Below are 21,098 nucleotides of genomic sequence, written 5' to 3' on the forward strand. Positions count from 1 at the left end.
CGCATGACCTGGGTGTGGTCAGTCAGGTGGCTGATGACGTGTTGGTGATGTATGCGGGCCGGGCGGTGGAGCACGGGAGTGTGGAGCGGGTGTTGCGGGCGCCGCAGCATCCGTACACGTGGGGGTTGTTGTCGAGTGTGCCGTCGTTGCACGGTGACGCGGACGCGGACCTGCTGCCGATTCCGGGTAACCCGCCCAGTCTGATCAACCTGCCGTCGGGGTGTGCGTTTCATCCGCGGTGCCGGTGGGCCGACGTGAACGGCGACCGGTCGCGCGCCGAGGTTCCGGAGCTGGTTCCGGCGGGGGCGGCAGGGCATCTGGTGGCGTGTCATCTGTCGGCGGGGGATCGGGAGCGGATCTACCGCGACGAGGTAGCCCAGGTGGGGGTGGCCCGATGAGTACCGAGACCGAGCCGCTGCTGTCGGTGCCAGCACGGGTGCGGTGCGGGCGGTGGACGGGTTGGACTTCGACGTGCGGCCGGGCGAGACCCTCGGGCTGGTGGGGGAGTCGGGGTGTGGGAAGACCACGACCGGGCGGATGCTGGTCCGGCTGTTGGAGCCCACCGCCGGGTCGATCACCTTCGCGGGGCGGGACATCACCCACGCGGGGCGTGGTGAGCTGCGCGGGTTGCGGCAGGACCTGCAGATCATCTTCCAGGACCCGTACGCGTCGTTGAACCCCGGCGGCGTCAAGAAACGCGTCCAGGAGCTGCTGGAACTCGTGGGCCTGAATCCGGAGCACTACAACAGGTACCCGCACGAGTTCTCCGGCGGGCAACGCCAGCGCATCGGCATCGCCCGCGCCCTCGCCCTCAAACCGAAGCTGATCGTGGCCGACGAACCCGTCTCCGCCCTCGACGTCTCCATCCAGGCGCAGGTCATCAACCTGCTCCGCAGCCTGCAACAAGATCTCGACCTGGCGTTCGTGTTCATCGCCCACGACCTCGCCGTCGTCCGGCACTTCTGCCACCGCGTCGCCGTCATGTACCTCGGCAAGATCGTCGAGATCGGCGACCGCGACACCATCTACACCCGCCCCCAGCACCCCTACACCCGGGCGTTGCTGTCGGCGATCCCCGACGTCACCACCCTCGGCCCCGCCGGACGCATCCGCCTCACCGGCGACGTGCCCACCCCACTCAACCCGCCGTCGGGCTGCCGCTTCCGCACCCGCTGCTGGAAAGCCACCGACCGGTGCGCCACCGAAGAACCCGCCCTGACCACCCGCGACGACGGCAGACAGCTCGCCGCCTGCCACTACCCGGAGAGCGGACCGGTCGGCGTGCCGACCGGCGAACCCGTGGAGGTGTCCCAATGAGCCTGTCGCCGGTCGAGGGCGTCGCGCTCGCCGAGATCGAGTCGCCCGGCGAGGGCGACGAGAGCGGCAAGAAGGAGTTCGTCGGCCGGTCACCCGGCCAGCTCGCCCTCGCGCGGCTCAAGCGGGACCGCACCGCGCTGATCAGCGGCGGCCTGCTGGCGTTCTTCGTGCTCGTCGCGCTCGCCGTGCCGCTCATCGAGGCGCTGTACGGGGTGGGGCCGAAGGAGCAGTTCCAGAGCCGCCTCGACGGCTACGGCATGCCGTTGGGCTACGCCGGCGGCGTGACCGGTGAGCACTGGTTCGGCCTGGAACCCGGTCTCGGCCGGGACATCTTCATCCGGATGGTGCACGGGCTGCGGACGTCGCTGTTCATCGCGTTCGCGGCGGCCGTGCTGACCGCGGTGATCGGTGTGACGCTCGGGACGCTCGCCGGTTACCTGGGCGGCTGGCTGGACACGGTGATCAACTGGATCACCGACCTGACCCTGGCCATGCCGTTCCTGATCATCGCGCTGGCCCTGATGCCGACCGTCGCGCTGCGCTTCTACGGACAGCGCGAGGCCGTGCCGGCGTACTTCCAGATCGGTGTGCTCATCGCGATCTTCGCCCTGTTCGGCTGGACCGGTACGGCCCGGCTGGTCCGGGGTCAGATCATCGCGCTGCGCGAACGCGAGTTCGTGGAGGCGGCGCGGGCCAGCGGTGCGGGCCTCGGGCACATGCTGTTCCGCCAGTTGCTGCCGAACGCCTGGGCGCCGATCCTGGTCGCTTTCTCGCTGGCGGTGCCGCAGTACATCACCAGCGAGGCCGCGTTGTCGTTCATCGGCGTCGGCCTCACCGACGAGACGCCGAGCTTCGGCCGCATGATCTACCGCAGTCTCGACTACCTGCAGACCGACCCGGCGTACGTCTTCTTCCCGGGCATCACCATCTTCGCGCTCGTGTTCGCCTTCAACCTCTTCGGTGACGCGCTGCGCGACGCGCTCGACCCGAAGTCGTCCCGGTAGGAGGCCGGCCCATGACGCGATTCCTCATCCGCCGGCTGCTGTCCGCCGCGCTCACGCTGTTCGCGGTGAGCGTGCTCAGCTTCCTGATGTTCTTCGCGCTACCCCGCGACCCGGTCACCGGCATGTGCCCGAAGAACTGCAACCCGGAGCGACTGGAGCGGGTCCGCCAGGAGCTGGGCCTGCGTGACCCGCTGATCAGCCAGTACGCCGGCTACATGAAGGGCATCTTCACCGGCCGGGACCTGGGCAGCGCCCAGGGCGGCCGGTGCGACGCCCCCTGCCTCGGCTGGTCGTACGTGTCGAACGAGGCGGTCTCCGACACCATCGCCCGGGTGCTGCCGGTGACGCTGAGCATCGTCATCCCGGCGGCGATCCTGTGGCTGCTGCTCGGCGTCGGCCTGGGCATGCTCTCGGCGCTGCGCCGGGGCAGCTGGCTGGACCGGGCGGCGATCGGCTTCTCGCTCACCGGCGCCTCGTTGCAGCTCTACTTCGTCGGCGCGGTGCTGCTCATCGTCTTCGTCTACAACCTGCGCCTGCTGCCGGTGCCGAGCTACACCTCGTTGTTCGACAATCCGTTGAAGTGGACGAGCGGGCTGGTGCTGGCGTGGGTGGCGCTGGCGTTCCTCTTCTCCGCGATCTACGCGCGACTGTCCCGGGCGCAGATGCTGGAGACACTCTCGGAGGACTTCGTCCGGACCGCGCGGGCGAAGGGCCTGGCCAAACGCAAGGTGTACGGCCGGCACGCGCTGCGCGCCGCGATCACACCGGTGGTGACGATCGCCGGTCTGGACGTGGGCGGGGCGCTGGGCGGCACGGTGATCACCGAGACGACATTCGGTCTGAACGGGATGGGGCGTACCGCTGTCGACGCGGTCCGCTCGGGCGACCTGCCGACGATCATGGCGACCGTGCTGATCGCGGCGGTCTTCGTGGTGCTGGCGAACGTGGTGGTGGACCTGCTCTACGCGGTGATCGACCCGCGGGTACGGCTCGGCTGAACCGCGACGAAATTTATCGACAACTGTTATCCAACTCGTAGCTTTTCTTCTTTACGATCCTCGGGACGTCGGCGGATGCGCTCGGCGCACGGGTGGAGGAGGTAGGACATGCGACCACGCGCAGCGGCCGCCGCTGGCGGCGCCATCGCACTGGTTGTGGCACTCGGTGCCTGCTCGGAGAACACGGGCGAAGGCACCAAGGTGGACGGCAACCGGCAGCAGACCGGGGTCATCGCGACCGACCCCAAGGACTCGCAGGGACCGGCCGCCGAGATCGACGGCGCGGCCAAGGGCGGGACGTTCACCATCATCCGGGAGACCCCCATCTCCCACCTGGACCCGCAGCGGACGTACTCGTTCGCCGGTCTGATGGCCAACCCGCTCTTCGCCCGCTACCTGACCACCTGGAAGGACGACGGCAAGGGTGGCCTGGTCCTCGTGGGTGACCTGGCCGAGACCCCGGGCAAGAACGTCAACAACGACTGCAAGGTCTGGGAATTCACCATCAAGGACGGGGTGAAGTTCGAGGACGGCAGCCCGATCACCTCGAAGGAGATCGCGTACGGCATCGCCCGCTCCTTCGACCCGGACCTCACCGGCGGCCCCACCTACATCCAGGAGTGGCTGGCCGACACCGCGCAGTACGACACCAAGTGGGACTTCAAGAAGAACAAGACGTCGCTGCCGCCGGGCCTGACCACGCCGGACGACAAGACGCTGCGCTTCGAGTTCGCCAAGCCGCGCTGCGACCTGCCGTTCGCGGTCTCGCTGCCCACCACGGCGCCGCTCAAGCCGGAGAAGGACACCGGGGTCAACCTGGACCAGAAGCCGTTCTCGTCCGGCCCGTACAAGATCGCGAAGAACCAGGTCGGGGTGCAGCTCACGCTCGACCGCAACCCGAACTGGGACGCGAAGACCGACCCGGTGCGGCACCAGTACCCGGACCAGTTCGTGTGGAGCTTCGGGCCGACCGCCGACGCCGCCAACAACCGGGTGATCGCGGACAACGGCGCCGACCAGAGCGCGCTGGCGTTCAACTCGGTGCCTGCCTCGCTCGTGGCCAAGGTCGCCGGTGACCCGGCGCTGAAGTCCCGCACGCTGCTGTCCCCGACCCCGAGCGCCAACCAGCTCGTGATCAACACCCAGCGGGTCAAGGACCTGAAGATCCGCCAGGCGCTCAACTACGCGATCGACCGCGAGGGCCTGGTCAAGGCGCTCGGCGGCCAGACCGTAGCGCAGCCGATCACCACGCTGATGCCGCCGTCGACCATCGGCTACAAGGCGTACGACGCGTACCCGGCCGGCGCCAACGGCAACGTGGAGAAGGCCAAGGAGCTGCTCGGCGGCCAGACGCCCGAGCTGGTCCTCGGCGTCGCCGACAACACGACCGAGCAGGCGGAGGCGGTCCAGCTCAAGGGCAACCTGGAGCGCGCCGGCTTCAAGATCACCGTCCGGAACATCCCGGACGACGCGAAGCTGGACGAGGTCAAGAAGAAGAACAACCCCTGGGACCTGTACATCGGTAACTGGGCGGCGGACTGGCCGAGCGGCGCGTCGATCCTGCCGGTGCTCTACGACGGCCGGACCATCAAGGCCGAGGGCAACAGCAACCAGTCGTACTTCAACGACGACGCGATCAACGCCGAGATGGACCGGATCCTGGCGCTGCCGCCGTCCGAGCAGGGCCCGGAGTGGGGCAAGCTCGACGAGCGGATCATGAAGGAGCACGCTCCTGTGGTGCCGCTCTACGTGGACGTGGCGTACAACGTGCACGGCTCCAAGGCGGGCGGGGTGTTCATCTCCTCCGTGTTCGGCTACCCGAACTTCGTCAACGCGTACGTCAAGCAGTAGCCCGTAGGTGAAGGAAGGGCCCCTTGTTAACGCCTCGCGTTAACAAGGGGCCCTTCCTCTACCGCAGGCGTTAAAAGGGGGCCCTTCCTTACAAGTAGCGGCGGAGGAAGTCGAGCTCCAGCCGGAGCAGGCGCTCGGACACGCCGCCGGCGGCCAGGTGGCTCGCGCCGGTCAGCGGCAGCACCGCGTGCGGGCGGCCCGTCGCCAGCAGCGCCGCGGACAGCCGCAGCGTGTGCGCGGCCAGCACGTTGTCGTCGGCCAGGCCGTGCACCAGCAGCATCGGCCGGGCCTGCGCCGGATCGCCGAGCGGCTCTGCGGCCAGCTCGACCAGCGAGTGGTGGGCGTACACGTCCATCCCGTCGTCCGGCATGCCCAGGTAGCGCTCGCTGTACGCCGTGTCGTACAGCGCCCAGTCGGTGACCGGCGCGCCGACGATCGCGCACTTGAACAACTCCGGGTGCCGCAGCACCGCGAGCCCGGCCAGCCAGCCGCCGAACGACCAGCCGCGCACCGCCACCCGTCCCAGGTCCAGATCCGGGTGCTTGTCGGCGAGCGCGGTGAGCGCGTCCACCTGGTCGGTGAGGATCACGTCGGCGACCCGCCTGTGGATCGCCTTCTCGAACGACGGCGCGATGCCCGGCGTACCCCGGTTGTCGATGGTGACCACCGCGAAGCCCTGCTCGGCCCACCACTGCCGTTCCAGCCAGACGCTGCGGGCCGCGACCACCTCCTGGTGGCCGGGGCCGCCGTACACGTCCAGCAGCACCGGCAGCCGGGTGCCCTTGACGTGCTCGGCCGGGTAGAGCACCGCGCTGGGCAGCCGCCGGTCGGTCACCCGGACCATCGTCGGCCGCGGCGCGTACGAGCAGGTGGCGGCGAACGAGCGCAGTTCACCGACCTCGCGGTCGCCGTGCCACACCCGCCAGCGGACGCCGGCGTGCTCCAGCGAGGCGATGCCCACCGCCAGCGTCGACCCGCCGATCGAGGCGGTGTGCCAGCCCGGGTCGCTGCCCATCCGGCGGGCGTCCATGCCGCCGCCGATCGTGGTGCGCACCCGGTAGAGGTGACGCTGGCTCGGTTCGCCCTCGCTCGCCTCCACCAGCAGGTCGGCCGCCGCGTTCGGGCCGTTCGGCAGCCGCCCGACCACCCGCCGCACGTACAGCGACGGCGGGGTGAGCAGCGTGCCGTCGGCGAACAGGCAACGCGCGTCGTACCCGTCGTGGGCCAGCTCGCCGCCGACCAGGACCCGCCCGTCGGGCAGGTGCGCCGGGGTGCCGGGGATCGGCTCCACCCAGCGCGGGTCGGCCAGCTCGGCGTGCACCTGCGTCTCCCCGGTGCGCGGGTCCACCGCGAGCACCAGGCCGTGCTGCTGCGAGCGGCGCAGCACGGTGATCAGCGGCCCGCCCTCGGTCCAGTCCACCGAACTCAGGTACGGATAGGTCTCGCGGTCCCAGTGCACGTCGACCCAGCCGCCGTCGAGGTCGAGCAGGTGCAGGCTCACCTCCGCGTTCGGCCCACCCGCCACGGGGTACGCGAGCGACGTCGGCGGGCTCGCCGGGTCGGCCGGGTCGTGCAGGTACCAGCGTTCCAGGCGTGATTCGTCGACCCGGGCGGCCAGCACGCTGCGCCCGTCCGGCGCCCACCAGTAGCCCCGGTAGCGGTGGAACTCCTCGGCCGCGATGTGCTCGGCCAGACCCCAGGTGACGCCGCTGTCCTCACCGGCGAGCAGGTTGTCCGTACCGTCCGGCTCCACCACCCGCAACTGACCCCGGCGCACCCCGTCGGCGGCGTCGGTGACGTACGCCAGCCGCTCACCGGCCGGGTCGGGCCGCGGGTCGATCACCGGCCCGATCGCTGCCACCTCGATCACGTCGCCGTGCACCAGGTCGGCCCGGAACAGCCGCCCGGCCAGCGCGAACGCGGCGACCCGGCCGGCCGAGTCCAGCGCGTACGAGCCGATGCCGCCGGAGCTGAGCCGCAACCGCTCGCGCAGCGCCCGTTCCCCGGGAGCGAGGCGGGCCGGCTCGGCGTCCGTGCCCAGCAGCACCGCCGGGTCCGCGACCAGTCGTTCCTCGCCGCTGTCGACGTCGAGCAGCCAGAGCGCGTCGGCCGGGTCCTCCGGTCCCGCGGAACGCAGGAAGATCACCCGGGCGCCGTCGCCCGCGACGGTGACGGCACGCGGCGCCCCGTGGCTGAACCGACGGGTACGGGCGGCCAGCTCGGGAAAGTCCACGCCTGCAGAGTAGGCGGGCGCCGGAGGTGATGTGGCCGACCTGGGCGGACGCATCACCGTCGAGCGGGCAGGACCGCCGGTTAGAGTGACGGGCGTGACGACCCTGCCCGACCGACGCCTTCTGCTGGTCCACGCGCATCCCGACGACGAGTCGATCGGCACCGGCGCGACGATGGCGCACTACGCCGCCACCGGCGCCCACGTCACGCTCGTGACCTGCACGCTGGGCGAGGAGGGCGAGATCCACGTCCCGGCCCTGGCGCAGCTCTGCGCGGCCGAGGCGGACCAGCTCGGCGGCTACCGGATCGGCGAGCTGGCGGCCGCCTGCGCCGTGCTCGGCGTGACCGACCACCGGTTCCTCGGCGGTGCGGGCCGTTACCGTGACTCCGGCATGATGGGCCTGGCCACCAACGAGCACCCCCGGGCGTTCTGGCAGGCCGACCTGGACACCGCCGCCGGGTACCTGGTGGAGGTCATCCGCGAGGTCCGTCCCCAGGTTCTCGTCACGTACGACCCGGACGGCTTCTACGGCCACCCCGACCACATCCAGGCGCACCGGGTGGCGATGCGGGCGGTGGAGCTGGCCGCGGCCGAGGGGATCGCCCCGGCGAAGGTCTACTGGACGGCGATGCCGCGCAGCGTGCTCGACGCGGGCCTGGAGACGTTCACCGAGTCGTCGGACAATCCGTTCGCCGGCATCGAGAGCGCCGACGAGCTGCCGTTCGGCACGCCGGACGCGGAGATCGCCGCCCGGATCGACGGCACCGACCAGCACGCCGCCAAGGAGGCGGCGATGCGCGCCCACGCCACCCAGATCCCGGCGAACTCCTGGCTCTACTCGATCGCCGGCAACTTCGGCGGCGAGTTCATGGGCGTCGAGTACTTCACGCTCGCGGTCGGCGAGAAGGGGCCGGGCGCCGGCCCGTACGGCTGGGAGGACGACCTCTTCGCCGGCATCGCCCTGGACGGTACGCAGCGGTCCCCGGTCGCGGCGGCCGGTCTCCGGTGACGCTGCCGGCCGTACCCGTGTCGACCCTTCCCGAGCAGCCGCCGACGGCCGCCACGCCGAGCCCGGCGGAGCGGGTGCTCGACCGCGCGCTGCGGGTGGCCGGCGGCGTCGTGACGGTCTGGGCCGGCGTCCTGCTGGCGCTGCTCGACCTGATCTTCGCGACCTGGGCCTGGGAGACCGTGCAGGGCCGCTCCGGCGGGCTGCGGGCGCTTCTCGGTGTCGGCCTGGTGGCGGCCGGCGTCGTCGCGGTGGTGGCGACGACTGTGCTGCTGGGCCGGTTCGCCCACCGGTCGACGGGTACGCGCTGGGCGGTGGCGCTCGGCGCGCTGCCGTGGTTCCTGGTGATCGTGGTGGGTGGGTTCCGGACCGTCGAGGGCGATCTGGCGCTCGCCGGTGACAACGTGCTCGGCCTCGCGTTGATCGTGGCCGGCGCGGTCACGTTCGCGGTGCTGGGCTTCCGGCACCTGGTGACGCCGCCCGACGCACGGTGAGGTGCTGACGCCGCACAGCTCGCGGTGGTAGACATTCCTGCCAGGAGGCCCGCCGAGGGAGCGGGCGGTACGGCGGGAGGCGTGCGATGGGTCAGCGGTGGCGTGCGGTAGGCGTGCTGGCGGCCGCGTTGTTCGGGGTGAACGTGGTGGCCCGGCTGGTCATCAAACTCGCGTTCCCGGACGACGACACCGCCTCCGGCCGCGTCTCGCTCGCCATGTTCCTGGTCATCGGCCTGATCCTGGCGGGCACCGCGTTCCGGTGGGGCGCCGACCGGCCGCTGGGCCGCTGGGCCGGCGACCTGGCCGCCGCGGTCGCGGTCGCGCTGGCGCTCACCGTGTTCGTCGGTCCGCTGCTGGTCGGGGAGAACCCGTTCGGCGGCGGCGCGGGCCTGTTCTTCGCCCAGATCTGGCTCTATCTCGCGGCCACCGCGGCGGGCGTGCTGGTCGGCTACCTGATCCTGACCGCGCTGGGCCGGGACTACCGGTCCCGCCAGCTCAAGCGGTACGCCGAGATGAAGCGCACCCGGCCCCGCAGGATCGTCCGGCGCTGACCGGAGCGCCGCTCAGGCCGCCGGGGCGACCCGGGTCAGGTAGGTGTGGTGGGTGGTGAAGCCGAGCCCGCGGTAGAGCGCCACAGCGGCGCTGTTGCTCTGTTCGACCTGGAGGAACGCGTGGGTGGCGCCCTCGGCGGCGCCCCAGCCGGCCAGGGCGCGTACGACAGTGGCGGCGAGCCCTCGACGGCGTGCCTCCGGCACCGTCTCGAGCAGGCTGACGCCGAGCCAGCGGCCTGCGCCGGTCACCGTGCCCCGCCCGACCGCGAGCAGCCGGCCGTCCTCGCGCAGTTCGGCGAAGCGGACCCGGGGCGTCCCGGTGAGCACCTGCCGGGCGGCGTCCGGCAGCCCGCCCTTGCGGCCTGCGGCGATCACCAGCCAGTCGTCGGCGGGCGCGTCCGTCAGCGTCACCGGCGGCACATCGGCGGGGGCGTCGGCGGGGGCGTCGGTCGGCAGCGGGGTGGAGGTCGGCAGCGGAACAGCGGGCGGCACGGTCAGGGTGCGCAGCGGGACGGTCTGGACCAGCACCGGGGGCCGGGACGTCCAGCCGCGTGCGTCCAGCTCCGCGCCGACCGGGGCGGCCAGCGGCAGCGGGGTGTTCACCAGGGCGGACCCGCCGCGCTCGGCGTACCAGCGCTGCACCGCGTCCAGCGCGGCGGGCAGCGGGCGGTCCGGGTCGCCGACGGGTAGCGCGCTGTTCGCCCGCCCGGTCCAGCCGTCGGCCCAGCGCAGCCGCCAGTCGCCGAGCCGTCCGCGTACCGGTGCGGGCCACGCCTCGTCGGCGGCCAGCTCCAGCGCGACCACGGCGGCGGCGGTGGGCCGCCGGGCCGGTGGCACCCGCTTTGCCCGGTGCACCTCGGCCACCGGTACGCGCAGCGGCCCGGCGTCGGTGGACAGAGTGATGTGGGTCTCGCTCAGCTCCACGAGCTCGCCGAGCGCGTCGGAGAACAGCGTGCGGCCCTCGCGAATCCCCACAATCCGGCGGACCACGATCCGGTGTCCCACGTCCTGCTGTCGGAGCACGATCGACCCCCTCCCCGGCGAGATACTAGGCTCTTACCGTTGCGGTTGATCGCGACGAGTCTTGCGGAGGAGAAGACCGGTGACCTACATCATCGCCGAGCCGTGCGTGGATGTGCTCGACAAGGCATGCATCGAGGAGTGCCCGGTCGACTGCATCTACGAGGGCAACCGGATGCTCTACATCCACCCCGACGAGTGCGTCGACTGTGGTGCCTGTGAGCCGGTCTGCCCGGTGGAAGCGATCTTCTACGAGGACGACGTCCCGGAGCAGTGGAAGGACTACACCGGGGCCAACTACGAGTTCTTCGAGGACCTGGGCTCGCCCGGTGGCGCCTCGAAGATCGGCAAGGTGGAGAAGGACGCCACCTTCGTCGCCGCGCAGCCGCCGCGCGGCGAGGGCCACTGAACCGGCGCACGCCGGTCTCGGCACGGCTGCCCGACTTCACCTGGGACACCCTGGACGCCGCGGCCGCCACGGCCGCGGCGCACCCGGACGGTCTCATCAACCTGTCGATGGGCACGCCGGTCGACCCGGTGCCAGACCTGATCCGGCAGGCCCTGGCCGACGCGTCCAACGCACCGGGCTACCCGCTGACCGCCGGTACGCCCGCCCTGCGGAACGCGATCGCGGGCTGGGTCGCGCGGGCCTGCGGCGCGGGCGTCGACGGCCTGGGTGTGCTGCCGACGATCGGCTCCAAGGAGCTGGTGGCCGGGCTGCCCACCCTGCTCGGGCTCGGCCCCGGTGACGTGGTCGTGGTGCCGTCGGTGGCCTACCCGACCTACGAGGACGGGGCCCGGCTGGCTGGCGCGACGACTGTACGCACCGACTCGCTGACCGCGCTGGGCCCGGATCCCCGGGTCCGCCTGGTCTGGGTCAACTCGCCGGGCAACCCGACCGGCCGCGTGCTGCCCGCCGCCCACCTGCGCAAGGTGGTCGAGTGGGCGCGTGAGCGCGGTGCGGTGGTCGCCAGCGACGAGTGCTACCTGCCGCTGGGCTGGGACGCCGAGCCCGTCTCGGTGCTCTCGCCCGAGGTGTGCGGTGGCTCGTACGACAGTGTGCTGGCGGTGCACTCGCTGTCCAAGCGCTCCAACCTGGCCGGCTACCGGGCCGGGTTCGTCGCGGGCGATCCGGCGCTGGTGGCCGAGCTGCTCAAGATCCGTAAGCACGCGGGCCTGATCGTGCCCGCCCCGGTGCAGGCCGCCATGGTGGCCGCGCTCGGCGACCAGGAGCACGCCGACGCCCAGCGCGAGCGCTACCGCGTCCGGCGGGAGAAGCTGCGCGAGGCGTTCACCGCCGCGGGTTTCACAGTCGAGCACTCGGAGGCCGGGCTCTACCTCTGGCTCACCCGGGACGAGGACTGCTGGGAGACCGTGGACCGGCTGGCCCGCCGGGGCATCCTGGTGGCCGCCGGTGTCTTCTACGGCCCGGCCGGCGCCCGGCACGTCCGGGTGGCCCTCACCGAGTCCGACGAGCACGTGGACGCGGTGGCCGGGCGGCTCGCCGGGGCCTGACGTGGCGGGCGGGCTGGCGCGGGCAGCGGTGGTCGGCACCGGGCTGATCGGCGGTTCGGTGCTGCTGCGGCTGCGCGACGCCGGGCTCGACGTCGCCGGCTGGGATCCCGATCCGGCGGCCCGCCGGCAGGTACGCGACCGGGGCGTCGACGTGCCCGACACGGTCGAGGAGGCGGTCACCGGCCGGGACGTGGTGTTCCTCTGCGGCCCGCTGCCCACGCTGCCGGCGACACTGGCCCGGGTCGCCGCCGTGACCGACGACGACTGCGTGCTCACCGACGTGGGCAGCGTCAAGGCCGAGGTGAGCACCGCCGCCACCGTTCAGGGGCTCGGGCACCGCTTCGTGCCGGGCCATCCGATGGCCGGCGCGGACCGGGCCGGCGCGGCCGCGGCCGGCCCGGACCTGCTCGACGGCGCCGCCTGGGTGCTCTGCCCGGGGCCGACCGGCCTGGGCGCGTTCCGGCGGCTGGCAGTGCTGCTGGTGGACGTCTTCCACGCCCGGGTGGTGCCCATGTCCGCCCCGGAGCACGACGGCGCCGCCGCGCTCGCCTCGCACGTACCGCACGTGCTGGCGGGCGCGCTGGCCGGCACCGTGCACCGGTCGGCGTTGCGGGACGCGGTGCTGACGCTCGCCGCCGGCAGCTTCTCCGACGGCACCCGGGTCGCCGGCGGGCCACCTGAGCGGACCGCGAACATGCTGCTCGGCAACCGGGACCGCGTGCTCGCCGAGCTGGACGCGCTCGGCGCGTTCCTGAACGAGCTGACCGAGGCGCTGCGCGACGGCGACGCCGGTGCGCTGGCCGACCGGTTCGCCGAGGGGCGGGACGTCCGCTCCACGCTGCGGGCACGCGTGTTCAGCGCGCACCGGCGGGAGTTCCCGGCGGTTGCCGACCACGCGGGCGAGCTGGCGTACCTGCGGGAGCTGGGCGCGGCGGGCGGCCACCTGAGCGAGGTGCGGGAGGCGGCCGGCGCGGTCACCTACATGGGGCACCTGCCGGCCACCCCGCCGTTAGGCTGAGCGGCATGGCTGACGCACCGGTCGTGGCGGTACGCGGTGAGGCGTACCGGGAGGTGGCTCCCGAGCTGGCCCGGTTCACCGTGACAGCGGTGGCGCGGGACCGGGACCGGGAGACCACACTGACCCGGCTGGCCGAACGGGCCGCCGCGGTGCGCGCGTTGCTCGACGCGGCCGGGCCCGTGGTGGAGCGCCGGGAGACCGGCCAGGTCCACGTCTGGCCGGTGACGAAGCGCGCCGGCGAGCGGGTGGTGGCCTACCAGGGCAGCGTGAGCACCACAGTGACGACCACCGACTTCACCGCGCTCGGTGACCTGATGCTCCGCCTGGCCGACCAGGAGCAGGTCGAGGTGGCCGGGCCGGTGTGGTCGCTGCGTCCGGACAGCCCGGCCTACCGGGAGGCGCGGCAGGCCGCGATCGCCGACGCGCTGGTCCGGGCCCGGGAGTACGCCGAGGCGCTCGGCGCCCAGGTGATCGCGTTGCGCGAGCTGTCCGACACCGGGATGAGCGCCGGGCCGCCGATGATGATGGTCGGGGCGGCGTACTCGCGCTCCGGCGAGCCGGAGCGCGAGCTGGAGCTGGACCCGGCGCCGCAGCCGGTGCAGGCGGCGGTCGAGGCGCGGTTCACCATCAGCGAGCCGGTGCTGGGCTGATGCCACAGGCGGAGGTGCTCGGGCTCGACGAACTCGTCGCCCGGGCGCGCGCGCTGGCCGAGGACGGCCCGCGTCAGCTGCTCGGCATCGCGGGCGCGCCCGGCGCGGGCAAGTCCACGCTGGCGGAACGGATCGTGGCCGCGCTCGGCCCGGTCGCCCGGCTGGTCCCGATGGACGGCTTCCACCTGGCCGGGTCGGCGCTGGCGCGGCTCGGCCGGGCCGACCGCAAGGGCGCGCCGGACACGTTCGACGTCAACGGCTTCGTCTCCACGCTACGCCGGTTGCGCCGGGTGGAACCGACGTCGGTGTGGGCGCCGGAGTTCCGCCGCGACCTGGAGGAACCGGTCGCCGGGGCGATCGAGGTGCCGCCCGAGGTGCGCCTGGTGGTCACCGAGGGCAACTACCTGCTGCTGCGGGACGACCCGTGGGAGGAGGTGCGCACGCTCGTACACCAGATCTGGTTCCTGGACCTGGACGCGGAGCTGCGGCTGCGCCGGCTCACCGCGCGCCACGAGGCGTACGGGAAGTCGCCGGAGCAGGCCCGCGCGTGGGCTCTGGGCAGCGACGAGGAGAACGCCCGGCGGGTCGCGGGCACGGCCGGGCACGCCGACCTGGTGGTACGCCTGGCCGACCCGCCGCAGGCGTGACGCCGGGCCGGGGCGCCGGTCCGTCGCGGGCGGGAGGCCGGGCGAGGTCAGCCGGTCCGCTGCCGGGGTGACGGCACGGTGCGGCGCAGCAGCCTGGACACCACCGCCCGCTCGCGGGTGAACTCCACCGCCTCCGGGTAGCCGCTGTGGCTGCGGATGGGCGGGTCGGCCACCTCGCCGCCGGACGGGTGCAGCGCCTCCGGGTCGGCCACCGGCACGTCCCGCTGACCGGCGCTGACCTGCCAGCCCAGCGGGTCGGTGTCCCGCCAGAAGTTCGTCCAGGCCACGTGCCCGCCGGGCCAGGTGAGCGCGCCGGCCAGCGCCCGCAGCCGTTCCGGCCCGAAGTAGGACGGGAAGACCCGTCCGTAGAGCCGGGTGAGCTGGCAGCCGTAGGAGAAGAACCAGGTCCGTCGCCGCCACCGGCGGGGCAGTTGCAGCAGTACCGCGGCGCAGATGACGGTGCCCTGGCTGTGCCCGGAGAGGATGACGCCGTCCATCCGGTCGCCGTGGTGCGGCGGCAGCGCCAGCAGCCCCGCGACCCGGGTCTGGAGTTCCGGTACGGCGCGTTCGGCGTAGCTGGGCGGCGCGAGCGGATGCGCGGCCCGGGGCCAGAACGTGCACACGTCCCAGATCACGCCGACCGAGCGGCGTACCGAGTCGGTGCGGTAGACGAGCAGCCCGAGCGCCGCCATCACCACCGGCAGCCAGCCGAGGAGCGTGTCGCCGCGCTCGGCGGTCCAGTGGATGGCGGTCTGCCAGCCGGACGGGGACAGCGGGCTGGGCCGTTCGCCGGACAGCGCGGCGGCGCAGCAGAGGGTGACAAGGATCGCGCAGAACGCGGCGTAGCAGCCCACGAGCCGCACGGCGTGCTCGCCGACCAGCCGGTGCAGTGCCCGGTAGGTGCTGACGTCGCGGCAGCGCCGCAGGTCGTGCGCGGACAGGCCGGGCGTGGCGGCCAGCCCGGCGTACTCGACCCGGCGCAGCCGGTGCAGCAGGACGACGGCCCGGATCAGCAGCGCGATCAGCGCGGCCAGGCCGATCGCGCAGGCCAGCCCGGCCCAGAAGACGGCCAGTGGCGGCACGACCCGGCTCGGGCCGCTCGGCTCGGCCGACGCGTCGAGCCGGTCGCTGACCCAGTAGAGCAGCCCGGCGCAGTACGCCACCGCCATCATCCAGCCGAACCCGGCGATGACCGCCGGGGCGCAGCCGTGCCAGGCGAGATCGGTGTACGCGCCGAGCGGCTGGGTCGGCACCGCCGGCCGCAGACGGGGCAGGAACAGTCCGGCGGTGGCCAGCGCGACGGCCGGGCCGACCAGCATCCAGGTGTGCAGTTCGTCCGGTGCGGCGGGCAGCACGGGCAGGCCGCGTTCGATCCATGTCGCGCCGAGCGGCAGCAGCAGCATCCCGGTGGCGGGTCCGATCAGCGCCCGGCGGCCGGAGCGGTTCGCCGCGGCGATGGCGAGCAGCAACAGCACCTGGTACGCGACGAGCCAGGCGATCGCGGTGTCGTACCCGGGCAGTGACCGGTCGGCGCGACAGCCGGCGGTGTCCGGTTGCGCCGCGCACCCGTCCGGCGGCCGGTACGCCGACAGCGGCTGCCCGGCCGCCCCGTCGGGGAGCAGCAGCAGGACGAACGCCCCGACCAGTCCGAGCGCGGTGAGCGTCGCGACCGCCGCGCTCCACCGGCCGAGCGGGGTGGCGCCCTGCCGTCGGCTCAGCCAGGGCCGGGCGACCGCTACCACGGCGATCACCACCACGGCGGCGAGCAGCGCCACGGTGGGCCAGGCGACGGCGGCCCGTACGCCGCGCGGCGGATCCATGATCAGCACCGCGGCGACCGGTACGGCTGCGGCGCTGACGGCGCCGGTGCACAGGTGCAGCACGGCGGCCCGGCGCAGTTGCCCTTCCCCGTTCCAGAACGTCGGGTCCTGGAGCGGGTTCTGCGGGGGCTCGCGCGGGTTCGGTCGTTCGACCGGCTCACCATTCTCCCGGGCCGGCGCGTGGTGGTGCGGGTCGGCGGGCATCTGCGCCTCGTACTGGTAGGTGCGGAAGGCGACGAGCCCGATCGCGGCCAGCACGAGCAGCGGCAGCAGCAGCCCCAGCGCGAGCGCCCGGGTGCCCTCGCGCCACCAGGAGTCGCCGAGGAACTCCCACGGGCCGGGGAGCCGGCCGAGGCAGGCCGCGTCCACGCACTGCCAGCCGACCAGGTCCACTCCGACACCGGTCACTGTGACGACGAGCGTGCAGGTCAGGCTCAGGCAGAACAGGCGGATCAACCAGGCGGTGATGCCGGACCGGCTGGCCCAGCGTTCCTGGTCCGGGTCGGGCGGGATGCCGGCGCGGGCGTGCAGCGCGACGTTCGCCAGCGCGAAAGGGAGCATCAGCGTCCACAGCGCCCGTTCCACGTCCCGCCGGGTCCGCGCGCCGGAGGTCAACTGCCCCCAGCTGTACGCCTCGACCGTGATCGGGTCGTCCCGGCCGGCGGTGCTGGACCGGTAGAAGCCGGTGGTCTGACCGCCGGCGACCAGTGTTGGTTGCGCACCGTCACCGTTGACACCGGCGGTCAGGCCGAGCAGCTGATCCGGCGGGGTGTTGGAGACCCCATGCACCCGCAGTTCGAGGACCCGTTCCATTGTGCCTCCCGGTAAACGCACTACTACCCAGAGTGCGTGACCGGACGGGAATCCGCATCCGCTGGAACGGTTGTTCCCGCAGCTCAGGACGGTTGGCCCAGGTTCCTGATCGGGCGAGCGGGGTTACCCACCGCCACCACGTTGGCCGGTAGGTCGTGGGTGACCACCGCGCCGGCGCCGACCACCGTGTTCTCGCCGATGGTCACCCCGGCCAGCACGATCACGCCCCCGCCGAGCCAGACGTTGTCACCGATGGTGATGGGCTGGGCCGACTCCCACTTGGCCCGGCGCGCCTCCGGCTCCACCGGGTGGGTGGCGGTGAGCAGCTGCACGTTCGGTCCGATCTGGACGTCCGCGCCGATGGTGATGCGGGCGACGTCGAGGAGGACCGCGTTGAAGTTGACGAAGGTGCGCGGGCCGATGTGCGTCTGGAAGCCGTAGTCGCAGTACAGCGGCGGCCGGACCCAGGCGTCGTCGCCGAGCGAGCCGAGCAGTTCGCGCAGCGCGGCGAGGCGGCCCGCCGGGTCGTCGGCGGAGCTGCGGTTGAAGCGTTCGCCGAGCCGGGCCGCGCGCTCCAGATCGGCGATGATCGCGGGGTCGTCGGCGATGTACTGCTCGCCGGCCAGCATCCGGTCCTTCATGGAGGTCATTGTTCGATCGTCCCGGCCCGCCCGGGACCGGGGCGGCGGTTCCGTCGGATCGGCGACTTCCCGATGCATACGCGGTATGCAATCCTGATACCCGCGTCGATGTGTCTCTCATCGATGAAACGTCCGACGAAGGAGGAAGGTTGCTCCGGAACCGCAGAAAGATGACGGCGCTCGGCCTCGGCCTGGCGCTGGCGCTCGGCCTGCCGGTGCCCGCGCTGGCCGCCGCGCCCACCGCGCCGACCGGCCCGTCCGCCCCTACCGGCCCGTCCGCCCAGCCCGGCGCCGGCCCGGTCACCGTCACCCTGATCACCGGCGACCGGGTCACAGTCGCCTCGGGCGGCCGCGCCGCGGTACGCCCCGGCGCCGGCCGCGCCGGCATCCAGTTCCTGGTCGGGCGGGAGCGCGACCGGCTCACCGTGCTGCCGCAGGACGCGCTCCCGCTGGTCCGCGCCGGCAAGCTCGACCGGCGCCTGTTCGACGTGAGCGGGCTGATCGAGGCCGGGTACGACGACGCGCGGCGCGGCAGCGTACCGCTGCTCGTGACGTACCGGCCGGGGGTGGCCCGGCGGACGGCGGCCCCGCTCGCCGGCGCGCGGGTGACCCGCGACCTGCCGGCGATCGCCGGCGCGGCCGTCGTCGCCGACAAGGGCGACACCGGCGCGCTCTGGAAGGCGGTGAGCGCCGACCGCTCCGGCGCCCGGCTCGACGCGGCGGGGGGTGTCGACCGGATCTGGCTCGACGGCCGGCGGCGGCTGACACTCGACCACAGCGTGCCGCAGATCGGCGCGCCGACCGCGTGGGCCGCCGGCTGGACCGGTAAGGGCGTGCGGGTCGCGGTGCTCGACACCGGCGTCGACCTCAGCCACCCGGACCTGGCCGGCAAGGTCGCCGAGTCGCGCAACTTCACCGAGGAGGCGGACCCGGACGACATCGTCGGACACGGCACGCACGTGGCCTCCACCATCGCCGGCAGCGGCGCCGCCTCGGGCGGGAAGTACCGGGGCGTGGCGCCGGACGCCACGCTGCTGTCCGGGAAGGTCTGTGAGGTCTACGGCTGCACCGAGTCGGCCATCCTGGCCGGCATGCAGTGGGCCGCGGCCGAGCAGCACGCCACCGTGGTCAACATGAGCCTCAGCGGCGGCGACACCCCGGAGGTGGACCCGCTGGAGCAGGCGGTCGGTACGCTCACCGAGCAGCACGGGACGCTGTTCGTGATCTCCGCCGGCAACGACGGCGCCGACGGTTCGGTCGGCTCGCCGGCCACCGCCGACGCCGCGCTCGCGGTCGGCGCTGTGGACCGGGACGACGTGCTCGCCGACTTCTCCAGCCGCGGTCCCCGGGTCGGCGACGGGGCGATCAAGCCGGACATCACCGCGCCGGGTGTGGAGATCGTGGCCGCGCGGGCCGCGCACGGCCAGATCGGCGACCCGGTGGGGGACCGGTACGCCTCGCTGTCCGGCACGTCGATGGCCGCCCCGCACGTGGCCGGCGCGGTCGCGCTGCTCGCCCAGCAGCACCCCGGCTGGACGCCCGAGCGCTACAAGGCGACGCTGATGGCCTCGGCGAAGCCGCACCCGGAGCAGACCGCGTTCCAGCAGGGTGCGGGCCGGGTCGACGTCGCCCGCGCGATCACCCAGCAGGTGACGAGCGAACCGGCGTCCGTCTCGTTCGGCGTGGCGGCCTGGCCGCACACCGACGACAAGCCGGTCAGCCGGACCGTCATCTACCGCAACGGCGGGACCGCCCCGCTCACGCTGGACCTGAGCACCGAGTTCACCGGACCGGGCGGGCGGACCGCGCCGGCCGGCATGCTCACCCTCAGCACCTCGCGGCTCACCGTTCCGGCGGGCGACAGCGCCCAGGTGACAGTGGTGATCGACACCCGGCTCGGCGGCGCCGACGGCTACTGGACCGGCCGCCTGCTCGCCCGCGCCGGCGACGCGGTGGTGGTGACCCCGCTCGCTGTCGACCGCGAGGTGGAGAGCTACGACCTGACCGTGACCCACCGCAACCGCTCCGGTGCCCTGACCGACGGGTACTACACCGTCCTGCTCGGGCTCGACGACGGCACCTACCGGGACGTCTACGGCGCCGGCGGTGAGACCCGGATCCGGGTGCCGAAGGGCCGGTACGGCGTACAGAGCCTGATCTTCGTCGACGGTGACCAGGGCTGGTCGGAGGTCTCCTTCCTCGCCCAGCCGGAACTGGTGGTGGCCGGGAACCAGCGGCTCGCGCTGGACGCCCGGCGGGCGAAGCCGATCCGCACCACGGTGCCGCAGCGCGGCGCGGCGCCACTGCTGATCGACCTCACAGCGGCCTGGGGATTCGGCGACTACTACAACAGCTTCGGGCTGTGGACCGACAGGTTCGAGGGCCTCTACTCGGCCCAGATCGGCCGTACCGTCTCCGACAAGGTCTTCGTCGGCGCGCTCGCCAGCCAGTGGGTCGAGCCGACAGCGCCCGAGCGCAGCCCGTACTTCTACGGCCTGAACGACCTGTTCCCGGGCCGGTTCCCGACCGGCTTCGTCCGGCACTACCGGCCGGCCGACCTGGCCACCGTCACGAACCGGTTCGCCGCCGGCTACGCCGGGATGGACAACGAACTGGTCGTCTACGCGGAGCGCGACTACAACATGGGCGGCTCGGCGATCGTCCTGCCCGTCCAGGTGCCGGGCAAGCGGATCGACCACCTCAGCGTCACCCGGACCCGCTGGAGCGCCGAGCTGGCCTTCGGTGAGCGGGCCGAGGAGGGCTGGCTGGAGCCGCGGGCGGCGCTGGAACGAGTGCCGACCCGCTATCAGGCCGGGCACAGCTACCGCGACGAGTGGAACAAGGCCCCGTTCGGCCCGTCCTTCCCGCAGCCGCAGTGGCCGGAGCAGGGCATCACCCGTACCGGCGACACCGTCATCGTCTCGCTGCCGGTGCACAGCGACGCGGCCGGGCACCCGGGCGGCTCGCTCAACGACACCGAGCACACCCGGCTCTACCGCAACGGCAAGCTTGTCGACGAGTCGCCCTACCCGGGTTACGGCGAGTTCACAGTGCCGCCGGGAACGGCGAACTACCGGCTGGAGACCAGTGCGACGCGCGGCTTCACCGACCTGAGCACCGAGGTCACGGCGAGCTGGACGTTCCGCTCCAAGCGGGTACCGGGCGACGTGCCGGCCCGGCTGCCGGCCATGGCGGTCCGGTTCACCCCGCCGCTGGCGGCGGACAGCTCGGCCCCGGCGGGCCGGACGTTCACCGTGCCGGTGACGGTGCAGCGTCAGCCCGGCGCGCCGTCCGGCCGGGTCGTGGCGCTCACCGTCGACGTCTCCTACGACGGTGGCAAGACCTGGCAGAAGGCGGCGCTGAAGAAGCAGGGCGGGGCGTGGACGGCCACCGTCCGGCACCCGGCCGGCCCGGGGTACGCGTCGCTGCGGGCCACCGCCCGTGACGACGCCGGCAACACCGTGACCCAGCGGATCATCCAGGCGTACCGCCTGCGGTGAGCCGGCCGTCCGGGTCCGCG

17 protein-coding genes and 1 pseudogene are annotated in these 21,098 nt (G+C 73.1%); 14 read left to right on the forward strand and 4 right to left on the reverse strand.

All coding sequences use genetic code 11. From position 1 onward, the window contains the following. The 5 genes and pseudogenes from IF06_RS0124585 to IF06_RS0124605 all read left to right on the forward strand — a co-directional run. Positions 1-398, forward strand: a 398-nt coding sequence (locus IF06_RS0124585) for an oligopeptide/dipeptide ABC transporter ATP-binding protein (protein WP_030273834.1), incomplete at its 5' end; no start/stop codon positions are given. Positions 399-429: 31 nt separating this feature from the next. Next, positions 430-1,317 (forward strand): annotated as a pseudogene (locus IF06_RS0124590) (ABC transporter ATP-binding protein); the annotation flags it as partial. Next, positions 1,314-2,321 (forward strand): ABC transporter permease, encoded by a 1,008-nt coding sequence (locus tag IF06_RS0124595; RefSeq protein ID WP_013288443.1) that lies wholly within the window; start codon positions 1,314-1,316, stop codon positions 2,319-2,321. The pseudogene IF06_RS0124590 and the gene IF06_RS0124595, both read left to right, overlap by 4 nt. An 11-nt stretch (positions 2,322-2,332) precedes the next feature. Continuing rightward, a complete protein-coding gene (locus IF06_RS0124600) occupies positions 2,333-3,319 on the forward strand; it encodes an ABC transporter permease (protein WP_013288442.1) in 987 nt (328 codons plus the stop codon). Positions 3,320-3,427: 108 nt separating this feature from the next. Then, entirely contained in the window at positions 3,428-5,170 is a 1,743-nt protein-coding gene (locus IF06_RS0124605) for an ABC transporter substrate-binding protein (protein WP_013288441.1), read from the forward strand. 88 nt (positions 5,171-5,258) lie between these two features. Here the strand turns inward: IF06_RS0124605 and IF06_RS0124610 are convergent, their stop codons facing one another. Continuing rightward, positions 5,259-7,403 (reverse strand): S9 family peptidase, encoded by a 2,145-nt coding sequence (locus IF06_RS0124610; protein WP_030273838.1) that lies wholly within the window; start codon positions 7,401-7,403, stop codon positions 5,259-5,261. Positions 7,404-7,488: 85 nt separating this feature from the next. Between IF06_RS0124610 and mshB the strand changes: the two genes are divergently transcribed. From mshB to IF06_RS0124625, 3 genes are all read left to right on the forward strand, one after another. Beyond that, entirely contained in the window at positions 7,489-8,412 is a 924-nt protein-coding gene (gene mshB / locus IF06_RS0124615) for an N-acetyl-1-D-myo-inositol-2-amino-2-deoxy-alpha-D-glucopyranoside deacetylase (RefSeq protein WP_176921719.1), read from the forward strand. 17 nt (positions 8,413-8,429) lie between these two features. Then, positions 8,430-8,903, forward strand: coding sequence for a hypothetical protein (locus IF06_RS0124620; protein ID WP_412535472.1), 474 nt, complete (start codon positions 8,430-8,432; stop codon positions 8,901-8,903). Positions 8,904-8,989: 86 nt separating this feature from the next. After that, positions 8,990-9,454, forward strand: coding sequence for a hypothetical protein (locus tag IF06_RS0124625; protein ID WP_013288437.1), 465 nt, complete (start codon positions 8,990-8,992; stop codon positions 9,452-9,454). 12 nt (positions 9,455-9,466) lie between these two features. Here IF06_RS0124625 and IF06_RS0124630 read toward each other — a convergent pair whose 3' ends face one another. After that, the gene (locus IF06_RS0124630) at positions 9,467-10,477 is read right to left on the reverse strand and encodes a GNAT family N-acetyltransferase (protein ID WP_013475232.1); all 1,011 of its coding nucleotides are present in this window, start codon (positions 10,475-10,477) and stop codon (positions 9,467-9,469) included. Positions 10,478-10,556: 79 nt separating this feature from the next. Here IF06_RS0124630 and fdxA point away from each other — a divergent pair, with 79 nt between their 5' ends. From fdxA to IF06_RS0124655, 5 genes are read left to right on the forward strand one after another with little or no spacing between them, the layout of a single operon-like run. Next, a complete protein-coding gene (gene fdxA / locus IF06_RS0124635) occupies positions 10,557-10,883 on the forward strand; it encodes a ferredoxin (RefSeq protein ID WP_007464872.1) in 327 nt (108 codons plus the stop codon). Next, positions 10,880-11,989, forward strand: coding sequence for a succinyldiaminopimelate transaminase (dapC, locus tag IF06_RS0124640; RefSeq protein ID WP_013288435.1), 1,110 nt, complete (start codon positions 10,880-10,882; stop codon positions 11,987-11,989). The genes fdxA and dapC overlap by 4 nt, the downstream gene beginning before the upstream one ends. Before the next feature lies 1 nt (position 11,990). Beyond that, on the forward strand, positions 11,991-13,007 hold the full coding sequence (locus IF06_RS0124645; protein WP_030273844.1) for a prephenate dehydrogenase: 1,017 nt from the start codon (positions 11,991-11,993) through the stop codon (positions 13,005-13,007). A 5-nt stretch (positions 13,008-13,012) separates the two neighbouring features. Then, positions 13,013-13,657, forward strand: coding sequence for an SIMPL domain-containing protein (locus IF06_RS0124650; RefSeq protein ID WP_013288433.1), 645 nt, complete (start codon positions 13,013-13,015; stop codon positions 13,655-13,657). Then, positions 13,657-14,304: a nucleoside/nucleotide kinase family protein gene (locus IF06_RS0124655; RefSeq protein WP_030273846.1), complete on the forward strand. Its 648-nt coding sequence runs from the start codon at positions 13,657-13,659 to the stop codon at positions 14,302-14,304. The genes IF06_RS0124650 and IF06_RS0124655 overlap by 1 nt, the downstream gene beginning before the upstream one ends. A 47-nt stretch (positions 14,305-14,351) precedes the next feature. Here IF06_RS0124655 and IF06_RS0124660 read toward each other — a convergent pair whose 3' ends face one another. Together IF06_RS0124660 and IF06_RS0124665 are read right to left on the reverse strand one after the other, a co-directional pair. After that, entirely contained in the window at positions 14,352-16,937 is a 2,586-nt protein-coding gene (locus tag IF06_RS0124660; protein ID WP_030273848.1) for a hypothetical protein, read from the reverse strand. 83 nt (positions 16,938-17,020) lie between these two features. Continuing rightward, positions 17,021-17,587 (reverse strand): sugar O-acetyltransferase, encoded by a 567-nt coding sequence (locus IF06_RS0124665; protein WP_030273850.1) that lies wholly within the window; start codon positions 17,585-17,587, stop codon positions 17,021-17,023. A 161-nt stretch (positions 17,588-17,748) separates the two neighbouring features. Here IF06_RS0124665 and IF06_RS0124670 point away from each other — a divergent pair, with 161 nt between their 5' ends. Continuing rightward, the gene (locus tag IF06_RS0124670) at positions 17,749-21,078 is read left to right on the forward strand and encodes a S8 family serine peptidase (RefSeq protein ID WP_198039685.1); all 3,330 of its coding nucleotides are present in this window, start codon (positions 17,749-17,751) and stop codon (positions 21,076-21,078) included. The last annotated feature ends 20 nt before the right edge of the window (positions 21,079-21,098 follow it).

This window comes from Micromonospora globosa (genome assembly GCF_000717585.1).
GTDB classification, from domain to species: Bacteria; Actinomycetota; Actinomycetes; order Mycobacteriales; family Micromonosporaceae; genus Micromonospora; species Micromonospora aurantiaca.

Excerpts from the sequence above, each read along its gene's own strand:
- IF06_RS0124595 (WP_013288443.1), top strand. The coding sequence starts at position 1,314 with ATGAGCCTGTCGCCGGTCGAGGGCGTCGCGCTCGCCGAGATCGAGTCG.
- IF06_RS0124600 (WP_013288442.1), top strand. The coding sequence starts at position 2,333 with ATGACGCGATTCCTCATCCGCCGGCTGCTGTCCGCCGCGCTCACGCTG.
- IF06_RS0124605 (WP_013288441.1), top strand. The coding sequence starts at position 3,428 with ATGCGACCACGCGCAGCGGCCGCCGCTGGCGGCGCCATCGCACTGGTT.
- IF06_RS0124625 (WP_013288437.1), top strand. The coding sequence starts at position 8,990 with ATGGGTCAGCGGTGGCGTGCGGTAGGCGTGCTGGCGGCCGCGTTGTTC.
- IF06_RS0124650 (WP_013288433.1), top strand. The coding sequence starts at position 13,013 with ATGGCTGACGCACCGGTCGTGGCGGTACGCGGTGAGGCGTACCGGGAG.
- IF06_RS0124655 (WP_030273846.1), top strand. The coding sequence starts at position 13,657 with ATGCCACAGGCGGAGGTGCTCGGGCTCGACGAACTCGTCGCCCGGGCG.
- IF06_RS0124660 (WP_030273848.1), bottom strand. The coding sequence starts at position 16,937 with ATGGAACGGGTCCTCGAACTGCGGGTGCATGGGGTCTCCAACACCCCG.
- IF06_RS0124665 (WP_030273850.1), bottom strand. The coding sequence starts at position 17,587 with ATGACCTCCATGAAGGACCGGATGCTGGCCGGCGAGCAGTACATCGCC.
- IF06_RS0124670 (WP_198039685.1), top strand. The coding sequence starts at position 17,749 with ATGACGGCGCTCGGCCTCGGCCTGGCGCTGGCGCTCGGCCTGCCGGTG.